At 60.6% G+C, this 13,204-nt stretch carries 13 protein-coding genes; 5 read left to right on the top strand and 8 right to left on the bottom strand.

Features of this window, described 5'->3' with window-relative positions:
- Nucleotides 1–187: 187 nt before the first annotated feature.
- Nucleotides 188–1,573, bottom strand: coding sequence for a glutathione-disulfide reductase (gene gor / locus C3Y91_RS35970; protein WP_130655667.1), 1,386 nt, complete (start codon nucleotides 1,571–1,573; stop codon nucleotides 188–190).
- Between the two features lie 188 nt (nucleotides 1,574–1,761).
- Between gor and C3Y91_RS35965 the strand changes: the two genes are divergently transcribed.
- Nucleotides 1,762–1,974 (top strand): hypothetical protein, encoded by a 213-nt coding sequence (locus tag C3Y91_RS35965; RefSeq protein WP_026170920.1) that lies wholly within the window; start codon nucleotides 1,762–1,764, stop codon nucleotides 1,972–1,974.
- 57 nt (nucleotides 1,975–2,031) lie between these two features.
- Here C3Y91_RS35965 and C3Y91_RS35960 read toward each other — a convergent pair whose 3' ends face one another.
- The 3 genes from C3Y91_RS35960 to rpiA all read right to left on the bottom strand — a co-directional run bounded on the left by C3Y91_RS35960 (nucleotide 2,032) and on the right by rpiA (nucleotide 3,688).
- Entirely contained in the window at nucleotides 2,032–2,316 is a 285-nt protein-coding gene (locus C3Y91_RS35960; RefSeq protein WP_018072347.1) for an acylphosphatase, read from the bottom strand.
- 94 nt (nucleotides 2,317–2,410) lie between these two features.
- Nucleotides 2,411–2,974: a DUF2059 domain-containing protein gene (locus C3Y91_RS35955; protein ID WP_018072348.1), complete on the bottom strand. Its 564-nt coding sequence runs from the start codon at nucleotides 2,972–2,974 to the stop codon at nucleotides 2,411–2,413.
- A 15-nt stretch (nucleotides 2,975–2,989) separates the two neighbouring features.
- Complete coding sequence (rpiA, locus tag C3Y91_RS35950; RefSeq protein ID WP_130664694.1) at nucleotides 2,990–3,688, bottom strand: ribose-5-phosphate isomerase RpiA; 699 nt, start codon at nucleotides 3,686–3,688, stop codon at nucleotides 2,990–2,992.
- 204 nt (nucleotides 3,689–3,892) lie between these two features.
- On the opposite strand from rpiA, the gene C3Y91_RS35945 reads away from it, so the two are divergent.
- Nucleotides 3,893–4,609 carry an HAD family hydrolase gene (locus C3Y91_RS35945; protein ID WP_174827221.1) on the top strand — a complete coding sequence of 239 codons (717 nt, stop codon included), beginning with the start codon at nucleotides 3,893–3,895 and terminating at the stop codon, nucleotides 4,607–4,609.
- 142 nt (nucleotides 4,610–4,751) lie between these two features.
- On the opposite strand, the gene C3Y91_RS35940 is transcribed toward C3Y91_RS35945, so the two are convergent.
- Nucleotides 4,752–6,665, bottom strand: a complete 1,914-nt coding sequence (locus tag C3Y91_RS35940; RefSeq protein WP_168576381.1) for a L,D-transpeptidase family protein — start codon at nucleotides 6,663–6,665, stop codon at nucleotides 4,752–4,754.
- Between the two features lie 94 nt (nucleotides 6,666–6,759).
- Nucleotides 6,760–6,921, bottom strand: coding sequence for a hypothetical protein (locus C3Y91_RS35935; RefSeq protein WP_018072352.1), 162 nt, complete (start codon nucleotides 6,919–6,921; stop codon nucleotides 6,760–6,762).
- A 166-nt stretch (nucleotides 6,922–7,087) separates the two neighbouring features.
- Here C3Y91_RS35935 and fumC point away from each other — a divergent pair, with 166 nt between their 5' ends.
- The gene (fumC, locus tag C3Y91_RS35930) at nucleotides 7,088–8,479 is read left to right on the top strand and encodes a class II fumarate hydratase (RefSeq protein ID WP_018072353.1); all 1,392 of its coding nucleotides are present in this window, start codon (nucleotides 7,088–7,090) and stop codon (nucleotides 8,477–8,479) included.
- Between the two features lie 223 nt (nucleotides 8,480–8,702).
- Here fumC and C3Y91_RS35925 read toward each other — a convergent pair whose 3' ends face one another.
- On the bottom strand, nucleotides 8,703–9,530 hold the full coding sequence (locus tag C3Y91_RS35925; protein WP_024321878.1) for a VCBS domain-containing protein: 828 nt from the start codon (nucleotides 9,528–9,530) through the stop codon (nucleotides 8,703–8,705).
- A 231-nt stretch (nucleotides 9,531–9,761) separates the two neighbouring features.
- Here C3Y91_RS35925 and C3Y91_RS35920 point away from each other — a divergent pair, with 231 nt between their 5' ends.
- Nucleotides 9,762–11,369, top strand: coding sequence for a fumarate hydratase (locus C3Y91_RS35920; RefSeq protein WP_168576380.1), 1,608 nt, complete (start codon nucleotides 9,762–9,764; stop codon nucleotides 11,367–11,369).
- A 13-nt stretch (nucleotides 11,370–11,382) separates the two neighbouring features.
- On the opposite strand, the gene C3Y91_RS35915 is transcribed toward C3Y91_RS35920, so the two are convergent.
- The gene (locus C3Y91_RS35915; RefSeq protein WP_018072356.1) at nucleotides 11,383–11,601 is read right to left on the bottom strand and encodes a hypothetical protein; all 219 of its coding nucleotides are present in this window, start codon (nucleotides 11,599–11,601) and stop codon (nucleotides 11,383–11,385) included.
- 348 nt (nucleotides 11,602–11,949) lie between these two features.
- Between C3Y91_RS35915 and C3Y91_RS35910 the strand changes: the two genes are divergently transcribed.
- Nucleotides 11,950–13,017: a GGDEF domain-containing protein gene (locus C3Y91_RS35910; protein ID WP_024321880.1), complete on the top strand. Its 1,068-nt coding sequence runs from the start codon at nucleotides 11,950–11,952 to the stop codon at nucleotides 13,015–13,017.
- Nucleotides 13,018–13,204 lie beyond the last annotated feature (187 nt).

Here is a 13,204-nt window from a genome sequence, read left to right as displayed (position 1 = left end):
CTGCTGATCATCAAGCCAGAACTCTCCTGCCATCATCAAAACTCCCATTGTCATCATAATGAATCACAGCGATCCATTTTGATCAATGGCTTGATTGGGTTTGGAGCCTAATGCATGTCGCCCGGAAGTGTGCAGCGGTTCCGGGTCAACGACATGCATAAAATAAAGAGCTAAAGCCCGTCGCGGCTCAAAACCGCTTGCCGTCGCGGATCCGATAGCTCGGCGCATACATGGTCACGAGCTCTTCGGCGGCGGTCGGATGCAGCGCCATCGTGCGATCGAAATCGTCCTTGGTGCAGCCGGCCTTCAGTGTGATGCCGAGCAACTGCGCCATCTCGCCGGCGTCGTGGCCGAGGATATGGGCGCCCACCACCTTGCGGCTCGCCGCATCGACGATCAGCTTCATGATCATCCGCTCGGCTCGGCCGGAAAGCGTGGCCTTCAGCGGCCGGAACTGGGCACGGTAAACCTCGAGCTCGCCGTAACGTTTGCCCGCATCCTCTTCCGAGAGGCCGACAGTGCCGATCTCCGGCTGCGAGAAGACGGCGGTCGGGATCAGCTCATAGTCCGGCCGGGTCGGATTGTTCTTGTATTCGGTCTCGATGAAGCACATCGCCTCGTGGATCGCCACCGGCGTCAGCTGTACCCGGTTGGTGACATCACCGAGCGCATAGATGTTTTCAACATTGGTGCGGGAATATTCATCGACGATAACGGCGCCGCGTTCGTCGACGGCGACGCCGGCCGCCTCAAGGCCAAGGCCTTCGGTGTTCGGATCGCGCCCGAGCGCCAGCATGACGACGCCGGCCTGCAACGTGCCGTTATTCAGCGTCTCCAGAATGAGCCCGTCCTCACCCTTCGAAACCTTCTGCAGCGTGTCGTGACAAAGGATGCGGATACCCTTGGCGACCATAGCCTCGTGCAGCCCGCGTCTCAGATCCTCGTCGAAGCGCGACAGGATCTCGGCGCCGCGATAGATCAGCGTCGTCTCGACGCCGAGGCCATGGAAGATATTGGCGAACTCGACGGCAATATAGCCGCCGCCGGCGATGACGATCGATGTCGGCAGCTCTTCGAGATGAAAGGCCTCGTTGGAGGAGATGCAGAGTTCGTGACCGGGAAGGGCTGCATGCGGGTTCGGCCGTCCGCCGGTGGCGATCACGATCGTCTTGGCCGTCACCGTCTGTCCAGTCTTCAGCAGCCGGACCGTATGGGCATCGACGAGCTCTGCGCGCGTTTCCAGGATTTCGGCATTGGCGCCGGCGAGACCTTTCTTGTAGAGGCCCTCCAGACGGGCGATTTCAACATCCTTGGCCGCCACCAGCTTCTTCCAGTCGAAGCTGCTTTCGCCGACCGTCCAGCCGAAGCCCGCGGCATCCTCGAAATGCTCATGGAACTGCGAGGCGTAGACGAAGAGCTTCTTCGGCACGCAGCCGCGGATCACGCATGTGCCGCCGTAGCGGTATTCCTCGGCGATCGCCACCTTCTTGCCGAGCGAGGCGGCGACACGCGCGCCGCGCACGCCTCCGGAACCGCCACCGATGACGAAGAGGTCGTAGTCGTAGGAAGACATGAGGAGCTCCGGAAGGGAATCGCAGGAAGAATGTTCCTGATATAGGGGCGATCATCACGAAAACAAAAGCCCGCTCCTGCGTCATCCCGTTCCCATCGCCGAATCTTCGTTGTAAACGGCTGCGATTGACCCGGTCAGCCGAGGCTGGCAGGCAATCCATGGGATGGAAAAGAATGCCGGAGCAAAAAATGGATCAAACTCTCTTCACCAACCTGTGCAGGGCTGGCAAATTCAAGGAAGCGCTCGGCCTCGCCATTCAGGGCCATGAGGACGAAAAATACACGCCGAGCCGTTTCTCGATCGACAAGAAGACGAGACTGCCGATCTTCTACCGCGGCAACAAGCGCGTGGAACCGGATGAGGACGGCGTGTGGCAACTTGCAAAGAACCCGAACGCATAGGGACTGAATTCCGGCGCATATGCGACGCCAATTGCATCTGCCTAGCGATTGATGCTCTCAGCGGGTAATGTGGAAATCCGTCGGGTTCTTCTCAAGCTGGGCTGCTTCCGTCTCGACGCCCGAAACCGACGCCCCCGAAGGCCCGCGCCTGAAACGCTCGATCATCGTCGAGATGGCGCTGTCGGGTCCTGCGATCACAGCGACGACGGCCCCGTCCTCTTCATTGCGAACCCAGCCCGTCAAACCGAGCCGTACGGCCTCGTCGCGCGTCCAAAAGCGAAAACCGACACCCTGGACCTTGCCGGATATCCGCACTCGGACAGCCTTGTCATGATCGGACATCTGCAGTCACCTGAAACCTCGCCGGCGGCATTTGCCGCATCATAGCAAAAAAGCCCGGACGATGCCGGGCTTTCGCAAATTGACGGGGCAAGCCTTACTGCTGGGCAGCCGGTGCGGGAGCCGGAGCGGCGGGGCTGTCGGTTGCCGGCGGCGGCGCCTTGATCACCTTGGAAAGCTCGGCGTTGCTCTGCTTTTCCAGGTCGCGGGAAATGCCCTGTGCCCAGATGTCGGCAGCCTTCGCCGTCTCGCGCGAGGCGACTGGACCGTCGCGCAGCAGCTTCTTGCCAATGTCGGAATTATAGAAGTCAGCGATCGCCTTCAGCTCATCGACGGTGAAGGTTTTGGCATAGGTGAGTGCCGCCTCCTTCTCCAGATCGCCGCGGCGCGGCGCCAGCGCCAGCGCCTGCGCGTCGACCGTCGACGAAATGATGTCCTGGTAGTTCGGCGAATCCTGGATCAGGCCGGCCTTCAGGCGCTCGGCGAGACCCGGCAGGATATTGTCGAACTGGGCAGTGGCGCCAATGGCGTCGATCGCCGCGCGAGATGCCTTCAGCTGCTCCTCGGAGACTTCCTGCGCCTTAACGGCGGAGCCGAAAGCAAGCCCGGAAAGAACGACGGTCGCAGCGGCGAGACGGCCAAGACCTGCAATGTTCATCATGAGTATACGCTCCTGTTATCTGTTTGCCTGCAGTGTGCGCACACCCGCAGGACCGGCAATAATCGCAAGTGCCGCCATATTGATAAAGAGCCCGTGTTCGACGACGCCGGGTATGGAATTCAGCTCGCTCGAAAGCGCCTCTGCATCAGGAATGCGGCCAAAAGATGCATCGATGATGTGATGGCCGCCATCCGTGGTAAACTCTCCGTCACCCGACTGGCGCAGAGCGAGTTCACCCGAGAGGCCGAGCCGGGCCGCGACCTTTTCGATCGCGATGCGCGTCGAGACGAGCCCGAAAGGATTGACCTCGATCGGCAGCGCGAAGGCGCCGAGCATTTCGACCAACTTGCTCTCGTCGGCAATGACGATCATCCGCTCGGAGGCGGCTGCGACGATCTTTTCGCGCAGCAGTGCACCGCCGCCGCCCTTGATCAGCCTGAGCCCCGTATCGACCTCGTCGGCGCCATCGATCGTCAGGTCGAGCGCCGGCAGTTCGTCGAGCGACTTCAGCGGCACGCCGAGTTCGACGCAGAGCCGCGCGGTTCTTTCGGACGTCGGAACGCCTTCGACCCTGAAGCCGCCCGCGACCTTCTCTGCCAGCAGGCGAACGAATTCTTCCGCCGTGCTGCCGGTGCCGATCCCGAGACGCATCCCGCCTTCGACATGGGCGAGTGCGGCTTCGGCGGCCTTGATCTTCATTTCGCGGGCATCCATGCGCCGCCAGCTCCTGATATTGCGTTGGATGTGCTGTTTACACGGCTCGCCTGGCAAACGAAAGTCAAAATCATCACGGAAAATGAAAAGCCGAAACAGAGGCCTGCGGCCTTCCCGGCCATCGCCGGACGTTGCTTTCCGCCGCGCGATCGCCTACCTCAGGACGATCCATCGCTCCTCAAGACGACCATCGCTCAAAGAGACATGCCCTTGACCCCTGCCCCCGCTCGCCCAGCGCTTGTCGTCTTCGATCTCGACGGCACCCTCCTCGATACCCATGTGGACCTGGTCGAGAGCCTGAACCATACGATCTCGGCCCTTGACCTCGAACCGGTCAGCTACGACGACCTCACCCATCTCGTCGGCCAGGGCGCGCGCGTGATGATCGAGCGCGCCTGCCGGCTGCGCGGCCATCCGCTTGAAGGCGACGCCCTGCCGCCGCTGGTCGAGCGTTTCGTTGCCCACTATGCCGGCAACATGCCAGGCCGTACCGAACCCTATCCCGGCCTGGTCGCCGCCATGGACCGGCTTAGATCCGAAGGTCACCGCCTCGCCGTCTGCACCAACAAGATGGAAAGCCTGGCACTCGGCTTGCTCGACAAGCTCGACCTCACCCGATATTTCGACGCGATATCAGGCGGCGACACCTTCCCCGTGCGCAAGCCCGACGCCCGCCACCTCACCGGCACCATCGAACGCGCCGGTGGCGACATCGCGCGCACAGTGATGATTGGCGACAGCATCAACGACATCGCGGTTGCCAAGAATGCCGGCGTGCCCTCGATTGCCGTGCCGTTCGGTTATTCCGACGTGCCGGTTTCGAGCCTCGATCCGGATGTTATCATCACCCATTTCGATGAGCTGACATCGGAGCTGGTGGAAAGGCTGTTACGGGAATACGCGGAGAAGGTTGCCGTCTGAGACCGGAGCCGCGCCCCCGCTTTCTGCTGGGGTGCCACACAGTGCGCGCCCTCTCCACTTTGTTCCCATTCCGTAATCACCGCCAAAACAAAAACGGGCGGCCCAAAGACCGCCCGCCAGCATCGCTAATCCGATCCGATTATCAGATCTGCGCCCCACGTGCCTTGGTCGTCGCGTCGAAGGCCTTGTCGACATAGGCGTCGCGGCCGTAGACGTCGTCGAAATATTCCACCACGCCGTCCTTGTTCGGCCAAGCCGTGAAGTAGGAGACGTAGACCGGGATCTTCTGCGGCACGCGCACCGCATGGTTCTGCCCGCTGGCGATCTGTTTGGCGACATCGTCGACCGTCGTGCTGAGCACGGCAGCCGCCATCGCACGCGGATCGGCAAGGCGCACGCAACCGTGGCTCAGCGCCCGCATGTCGCGCTTGAAGAAGCTCTTCGACGGCGTGTCGTGCATGTAGATCGCGTGGCTGTTCGGGAACAGGATCTTCAGTTCGCCGAGCGCATTGTCGCTGCTCGGCGGCTGGCGTACCGAGACGTTATCGGTCGAGCCGTACCAGTCGACGCTTGAAGAGGCGACGGCATGGCCGTTCACCTCGACTTCATAACCGAGCTGGTCGAGATAGTTCGGATCCGAGCGCAGCTTCGGCAGCATCTCATTGATGATGATCGACTGCGGCACGCCCCAGAAAGGGTTGAACTCCACCGTCTCGATTTCGTCGTCGAAGAAATAGGTCTGGTTGTTCTTGCCGCCGACCACCACGCGCATCGACAGCTGTTCCTTGCCGTCATTGTGGTAGTAGACCATGTAGGCGGGCTGGTTGATCATGACGTAGCGGGAACCGAGATCTTCCGGCAGCCAGCGCGCCTGCTCCATGGCGACGACGAGCTTGTCGATCTTCGAGGCATTGGTGTCGCCGCCGGTCATGGCGCGCACGGTCGCCTGACCGATAACGCCGTCGGACTTCAGCCCGCGCTCCTTCTGGAAGTCCTCGACCAGCGAAACGATGTCAGGCGAATAGTCGCTGCTGCCTGCGTAAGCAGCAAGCGTTGCCGCATGATCGGTCCTCAACGTTTCGGAGCCGTGCTTGCCGATCGCCTTGACGATATTGGCAATCTCGGGCGAGCTGTCGCCAGGCCTCAGCAAATTGTCGAGCGAAACGACGATTCGCTCCTCATTGCCGCCATCGGCGGCGCGAAGCTTTGCAAGCTCCGACTTGAGCGCCAGGAACTGCGGGCTATCAGGCGAGCGACTAGCGATGTAGGCGCCGACATCGGGGCTCATGCGGGCAAGCTTCAGCACCGGGGCCAGATTGACCACCTTGCGCTGGAAATCGTGATAGCCGGAGATCTTGTTCGGATCGATGCGGCCGCGCACCGTATCCTGTACAAAGGCGAGCACTTTGGCGGAGAGTTCGAGCTCGAACTGTGTCAGCGCCCGGTCGCGGAAGGCGGGATCGGGATTAGCCGGATCGATATCAGGAGTCTGGACGGTGTAATCTGCCGGGTCGAGGCCGACGACGGCCGCATCGGCAAGAACTGACATCGCCGACTTGGCGCGGTCGTTGATCTGGTTGCCCTCGACCCAGACGAGCGGATTGCGGCTGTCGCCGTAATAGGCTTCGAGCGCCTTTGCGACGTCGGCATTGGCGCGCACCTTGGCCTGCGCCAGGAAACGGCGCTGTACGGCGGGTTCGGCGCTGGCATCGCCGCTGCCCGAAACATCGGCGACTGCGCCGGTGACGACGGGATCGGCGAACTTGCCGGCATCGACGAACTGCAGCGTCTCGGTTTTGTAGGTATAATAACGCGGACCGCTCACCTTCGGCAGCGGCGCCTCAGGGTCGAGCCCACCGAGCGATCCGCCGATGCCGCCGCGCTGGCCTACACGGCCGGGCGGCATCTGGTCCATGAAGATGGTGCTCTGGGTCCGCTGCCTGTCGCCGCGCAGCATATCCATCAGCGTATAGGCATGCGCGGGAGCAGCACTCATCACTGCCAGGCCGCAGGAGAGTGCCAATGCGGATACCGCGCTTTTCAAAACGAACGTCATATATCTTCCAGTCCCGGTGTCATGCTGTTCTTGTCACGAGCGCAAGGCTCAAGCTCAAATCCCGCGAAACTTAAGCAGCGTAGGGCCTCATTGATCAGAAACCGGCCTGCGCCGCCAGCGCCGGCGGACTCAATTTTGTGTGACGGAGATCCTGCACGGCGCCGCGCAGCAGTTCACACAAAATTATGAAATTATTAGTTAATTTTTTACCGAATTTTCGCTCCCAGACCAGTGTGGCGAAAACGCCCGGACGCATAAAATTTCCAAAGTGGCTTAAAAAGCACGCCGAAAAGCCTGCGCAAACATGACTTCCGATTTCAATATTTTCGCACGGCGTCCAGTTTTCTTGTCCGGCTTTCCAACCTATAAGACCTCATCTTTCGAAGATGCCCGAAAACAGCATGTAAGGGAAGGCAAGGCTGATGACCGCAACCCGCACCGAAACCGATACTTTTGGCCCGATCGACGTCGCCGCTGACCGATATTGGGGCGCCCAGGCCGAGCGTTCGCTCGGCAATTTCAAGATCGGCTGGGAAAAGCAGCCGCTGTCGATCGTGCGTGCGCTCGGCATCGTCAAGCAGGCCGCCGCCCGCGCCAACATGTCGCTCGGCCAGCTCGATCCTGCCCTCGGCAAAGCGATCGTCGACGCCGCCCAGGAGGTGATCGACGGCAAGCTGAACGACCACTTTCCGCTGGTCGTCTGGCAGACCGGTTCGGGCACGCAGTCCAATATGAATGCCAACGAGGTGATCTCCAATCGTGCCATAGAAATGCTTGGCGGCGTCATGGGTTCCAAGAAGCCGGTGCATCCGAACGATCACGTCAATATGAGCCAGTCGTCGAACGACACCTATCCAACGGCCATGCACATCGCCTGCGCCGAACGGATCGCCCATCACCTGCTGCCGGCCATGAAGCACCTACATGCCGCCCTCGACATGAAGGTCACCGAATTCAGCCACATCATCAAGATCGGCCGCACCCACACCCAGGATGCGACGCCGCTGACGCTCGGCCAGGAATTTTCCGGTTATGCCGCCCAGGTCGGCTCCGCCATCAAGCGCATCGAGATGACCCTGCCAGGCCTCTGCGAACTCGCCCAGGGCGGTACTGCCGTCGGCACCGGCCTCAATGCGCCGGTGGGCTTTGCCGAAAAGGTCGCCCAGGAGATCGCCAATATAACAGGCATGCCCTTCGTCACGGCGCCGAACAAGTTCGAGGCGCTCGCTTCGCATGACAGCATGGTCTTTTCCCATGGCGCCATCAATGCGGCGGCTGCCGCCCTCTTCAAGATCGCCAACGATATCCGCCTGCTCGGCTCCGGTCCGCGCGCCGGCCTCGGCGAGCTGGCGCTGCCGGAAAACGAGCCCGGCTCCTCGATCATGCCCGGCAAGGTCAATCCGACCCAGTGTGAAGCGATGACGCAGGTCTGCATCCATATCTTCGGCAACAATGCTGCTCTCACCTTCGCCGACAGCCAGGGCCATTTCGAACTCAACGTCTACAATCCGATGATGGCCTATAATTTCCTGCAGTCGGTGCAACTGCTCGCCGACGCCGCCGTCTCCTTCACCGACAATTGCGTCGTCGGCATCGAGGCGCGCGAGGACAATATCAGGGCCGGCCTCGAACGCTCGCTGATGCTGGTGACGGCACTTGCCCCGAAGATCGGCTACGACGCAGCCGCGAAAATCGCCAAGACAGCGCACAAGAACGGCACGACGCTGAAGGAAGAGGCCCTCGCCAGCGGCCTGGTGACATCGGAAGAATATGACGCGATCGTGCGCCCGGAAACGATGATCGGGCCTAAGTAGGACGGGGCCGCCCCTCATCCGCCTGCCGGCACCTTCTCCCTGTAAACGGGGCGAAGGGGACAGGTCGCAACCTCTCCGCTCCCCGCCACGTCTCGTATGGCAAGTCCTCTCGCCCCGTTTTTACGGGGGTCCGGAGGACGGGTCGATACGGGTGGCTCGACCCCGGTAAGATTAGGGTGAGGGGCTGACTCTGGGCAAATCCAGTAAGCGTCCTTGTCCAGCCTCAAACCAACAGCGAAAAGTTGTCCATCACGACGGAATTGCCCATGAAGTCGAAACGGATTTCGTCGATGTCTTCGAGATTGACCTCGAGATTGGGGTCGGTGATCTCGAGTTCCTGCTGATAGACGATCAGGCCGTCGTTCAGGGCAGTCAGCGTCAGGTGAAACGGCGATGCCGACAATTCGGCAATCGAAACGCTCTGAAAGGTGAACTCCCCGCCATCGAGCATTTTCAAGCTTACGGGCGCAGAACCCGGCGATAGGACCGTATCGCTGAAACCGTCCTCGGTGATGGCGTCGACGCCCGGGATGGTATCATAGACATACCCGTTCAGAAGCGTGAATTCGTGACCGCCGTTCACCGAGAGCGCAAAGTTGCGGTAGTCAGGCAGAGAGAAATTATCCGCCCTCGAGGTGACGCCCAAATCGTCGAAATCCAGGTTTTCATGGTATTTTTCGCCTTCGTTGACGCCGTCGATCGCCAGCGTCAGCACGCCGAGGTCCGTGCCCCCTGAGCCATCGGACATCTTGAAGCTCAGCTTCTCGATGAGCTGATCGTATTTCGTTAAATTTTTCACGACGTCGAGCGTGTAGTCCAGCTCGTACTCGAAGTGACCGTCAGGTTTCAGTTTGAAGGTTCCGTACTCGCCCCTTATGATCGTTTCGTGGTCAGGCCCATGTTTGGCGTCGATACGCACGCCATTGACGAAGCGAACATACATGTCCGCTCCCTCGGGATCGCTGGAGAGGCGCAGCAGATTCCCGCGGATCCAATTGTCTTCGAAAAAAACGAGAAGGTCGTCGACAGCAGTTGGCTTTGCATTTGTCATTTGAAGCCCCGGCAGGTTAACGCTGCCGGGAATATGGACTGGCCTCGAACCGAAGGCAACCTGGAGTCGTCTTTGTCGAGGCGATTACGCTAGTTTCACCCGTTTCGCGTGGTGCAGCACGCGCGACTCTGGCTTAACCGGCCGGACTCCGGCGCAGCCTGATTGCATTTGCCCCGCGGTGGATTTAGACCGGTTCCAATCTAGCGACGCCCTACCAGAAAGGTCACTTCGATGGCTGACGATCTCTTCCCCCTCGGCAAGGATGCCACCCCCTATCGCAAGATCAGCGGCGACCATGTCTCGGTTGATACGTTCAAGGGCCAGGAGATCCTGACCGTCGAGCCGGAGGGCATCCGCCTGCTTGCCGAAACCGCCTTTGCCGACATCAACCATCTCTTGCGCCCCGGCCACCTCAAGCAGCTCGCCTCGATCCTCGACGACCCCGAGGCGACCGACAACGACCGCTTCGTCGCCTATGACCTGCTGAAGAACGCCAATATTGCTGCCGGCGGCGTGCTGCCCATGTGCCAGGATACCGGCACGGCGATCATCATGGGCAAGAAGGGCCGCAGGGTCTGGACCGAAGGCGAGGATACGGCGGCGCTCGCTCGCGGCGTCATGGATGCCTACGAGAAGAAGAACCTGCGTTACTCGCAGCTCGCGCCGGTCAAAATGTTCGAGGAGAAGAACACGAAGAACAATCTGCCGGCCCAGATCGACATCTACGAGGAAGGCACCGACGCCTATGAATTCCTCTTCGTCGCCAAGGGCGGCGGCTCGGCCAACAAGACCTTTCTCTACCAGGGCACGCCCTCGCTCTTGAACCACGATCGCATGATCGACTTCCTCAAGGAGAAGATCCTGACGTTAGGGACGGCAGCCTGTCCTCCCTACCATCTGGCGATCGTCATCGGCGGCACCTCTGCCGAGATGAACCTGAAAACGGTCAAGCTCGCCTCCACCCGCTATCTCGACGAGCTGCCGACCGAAGGGTCCGAGAGCGGCCACGCTTTTCGCGACATCGAGATGGAGAAGGAAATCCACAAGCTGACGCAGCAAATGGGCGTCGGTGCCCAGTTCGGCGGCAAGTATTTCTGCCATGATGTGCGCGTCATCCGCCTGCCCCGCCACGGCGCTTCGCTGCCGATCGGCCTCGGCGTCTCCTGTTCCGCCGATCGCCAGGCCAAGGGCCGCATCACCCGCGACGGCATCTTCATCGAGCAGCTCGAAACCGATCCGTCTAAATACATGCCTGAGATCGACGAGGCGAAACTGTCGGAATCGACAGTGCGCATCGATCTCAACCGGCCGATGGCCGACGTGCTTGCCGAACTCTCCAGGCATCCGGTCAAGACGCGCCTGTCGCTATCAGGCACCATCATCGTCGCTCGCGACCTGGCGCATGCCAAGATCCGCGAGCGGCTGGAAAAGGGCGAAGGCATGCCGGATTACCTGAAGAACCACCCGGTCTATTATGCCGGCCCCGCCAAGACGCCTACAGGTTACGCCTCCGGCTCCTTCGGTCCGACGACCGCCGGGCGCATGGACAGCTACGTCGACCAGTTCCAATCCTTCGGCGGCTCGATGGTAATGCTCGCCAAGGGCAACCGTTCGCGCGCCGTGCGCGAGGCATGCAAGAAACATGGCGGCTTTTACTTAGGCTCGATCGGCGGCCCCGCCGCCCGTCTTGCCCAGGACTGTATCCGCAAGGTCGAAGTCTTCGAATATCCCGAGCTCGGCATGGAAGCCGTCTGGAAGATCGACGTCGAAGACTTCCCTGCCTTCATCGTGATCGACGACAAGGGCAATGATTTTTTCCAGGAGCTGAATTTGGGGTGAGTGGCGGGCTGCGTTACCGCCTGCTGTACCGAGCCGACGCCTTATCCGACGCGCTTGTGTTATGCGCCGTTACCGCCTCGCCTACGCTTACCACATCCCCGCCATCGACCATTGCCAGGATCTCCGTGCGGAAAGCCCCCGCGAAGAAGCCGGTGTGCTCCAGCAGCAAGGCGCCGGCGGCGAGGACGGTAAGGGCGAGGATGGCGAAAGAATTAGAGCGGGACGTTTCCATCATCTCACACCCTGGTTTGCGAGCTGCGATCGCGTCTGCTGCCCAGGAAATATCATTGCAAAATATCGGCGCTGCAATACGAAACGACCAAAACCAACTGTCGACAAGATGAATACGCTCTTCGGCACAGAAGAACTGTAAGTTTTTCAGACACCGTTCCCGCTCAGCGAGTATGCACTGTCTCGCTAAAGATACGTTTTTCCGTGGAGAATCATAGGCCTGATCGAAGTATTGCCCCATGCGGCATTTGTCGTATGTAATCTTTGGTATATATCGCTTTAATCTTTTCCCAAGAAATTTAAGCTAACAAATAGAATATTGCCTTTGAATATATGAGGAGTTCGCCGGATGAATACGGCTGTCGCGCCCAAGGTGCAAGTTCCCGACGTTGCGGGTCAGATCACCTATGCCATGCGCTCCATGGGCGTCGCGCCGATACCGCGCAATTACCAACTCTTCTATGAGGCCTATATCGGCTCCAATCCAGCCCTTACCCGCGAGCTCGCGGCCCTCGGCGGCCACGTGACCCAAGCCGAACTCGATGCGCTCGGCGCGCAGCACTTCACCCACAGTCCGGCCCGCGTCTTCGACGATGCCCATACGCGCATATCAGGCGAACTCGACGGCCTGCTGCGTATCCTGAGGCAGGAGCAGAGCTCGCTCGAAAGCTACACCAGGCTGCTCGGCGAGACCCACAAGCGCATCACCTCCAAGAGCAATGCCAGCGTCGAACTGATCGAAAACGCCATCGAGTTGCTGAGCCAGGCAACCGGAGACACCATGGCGCATGGCGAACGCACCGTCGAAGACGTCGTCCAGCGCTCGCAGGAGATGGATCAGGTCCGCAAGGAGCTCGACGAATACAAGCGCATCGCCAACACCGACTCGCTGACGCGCCTTTCCAACCGCCGCGCCTTCGATGACCGCCTCGCCGCCATCTTCGACAATTCGAGCATGCGGCCGGTGACGGCACTGCTGCTCTGCGACATCGACAATTTCAAGAAGATCAACGACACCTACGGGCATCCGGTCGGCGACAAGGTGCTCGCCACCGTCGCCTCGGTGATCCGCAGCAATGTCCGCCGCGACGTCTTCGTCGCCCGCACCGGCGGCGAGGAGTTCGCCCTCATCATCGAGGGCAATACGCCTGAGGAAGTCACTGGCATCGCCGAGCGCATCCGCCGCACGCTGGAGACGACGCCCTTCAAGAATTCCCGTACGCGGGTGAATTACGGTCCGGTCACAGTCTCGATCGGCATCTGCATGGCCTCCAACGCCGATGATGCCGGCGAACTTTACAGCAAGACCGACATCGCGCTTTACGGCGCCAAGAATGCCGGCCGCAACTGCACCATCCTCTATCAGGACGGCATGCAGAAGGATTTCACCAAGAGCTGGCTGATCTACAAGACCTGACGGCCCGCACGCTGTCACTGGCAGGTGACGGCGACAAGCTGCTGTCCGGTTCGCCCGCTTGCTCCCTCTTCTCCCCTCGGGGAGAGCGACTGTCTTGTTTGTCAAGCGTTTTGCCATGGTCGTCCGTCCCTTATGATGGCGTTGAGGATGGTGAGCAGCTTGCGCATGGTTGCGACGGTGGCGACGA

The organism is Rhizobium ruizarguesonis, assembly GCF_012349115.1.
GTDB classification, from domain to species: Bacteria; Pseudomonadota; Alphaproteobacteria; order Rhizobiales; family Rhizobiaceae; genus Rhizobium; species Rhizobium ruizarguesonis.
This window is presented reverse-complemented; position numbering and strand designations above follow the sequence as displayed.

Coding starts and splice junctions, on each gene's coding strand:
- gor (WP_130655667.1), bottom strand. CDS start 1,573: ATGTCTTCCTACGACTACGACCTCTTCGTCATCGGTGGCGGTTCCGGA.
- C3Y91_RS35965 (WP_026170920.1), top strand. CDS start 1,762: ATGGATCAAACTCTCTTCACCAACCTGTGCAGGGCTGGCAAATTCAAG.
- C3Y91_RS35960 (WP_018072347.1), bottom strand. CDS start 2,316: ATGTCCGATCATGACAAGGCTGTCCGAGTGCGGATATCCGGCAAGGTC.
- C3Y91_RS35955 (WP_018072348.1), bottom strand. CDS start 2,974: ATGATGAACATTGCAGGTCTTGGCCGTCTCGCCGCTGCGACCGTCGTT.
- rpiA (WP_130664694.1), bottom strand. CDS start 3,688: ATGGATGCCCGCGAAATGAAGATCAAGGCCGCCGAAGCCGCACTCGCC.
- C3Y91_RS35945 (WP_174827221.1), top strand. CDS start 3,893: ATGCCCTTGACCCCTGCCCCCGCTCGCCCAGCGCTTGTCGTCTTCGAT.
- C3Y91_RS35940 (WP_168576381.1), bottom strand. CDS start 6,665: ATGACGTTCGTTTTGAAAAGCGCGGTATCCGCATTGGCACTCTCCTGC.
- C3Y91_RS35935 (WP_018072352.1), bottom strand. CDS start 6,921: ATGCGTCCGGGCGTTTTCGCCACACTGGTCTGGGAGCGAAAATTCGGT.
- fumC (WP_018072353.1), top strand. CDS start 7,088: ATGACCGCAACCCGCACCGAAACCGATACTTTTGGCCCGATCGACGTC.
- C3Y91_RS35925 (WP_024321878.1), bottom strand. CDS start 9,530: ATGACAAATGCAAAGCCAACTGCTGTCGACGACCTTCTCGTTTTTTTC.
- C3Y91_RS35920 (WP_168576380.1), top strand. CDS start 9,762: ATGGCTGACGATCTCTTCCCCCTCGGCAAGGATGCCACCCCCTATCGC.
- C3Y91_RS35915 (WP_018072356.1), bottom strand. CDS start 11,601: ATGGAAACGTCCCGCTCTAATTCTTTCGCCATCCTCGCCCTTACCGTC.
- C3Y91_RS35910 (WP_024321880.1), top strand. CDS start 11,950: ATGAATACGGCTGTCGCGCCCAAGGTGCAAGTTCCCGACGTTGCGGGT.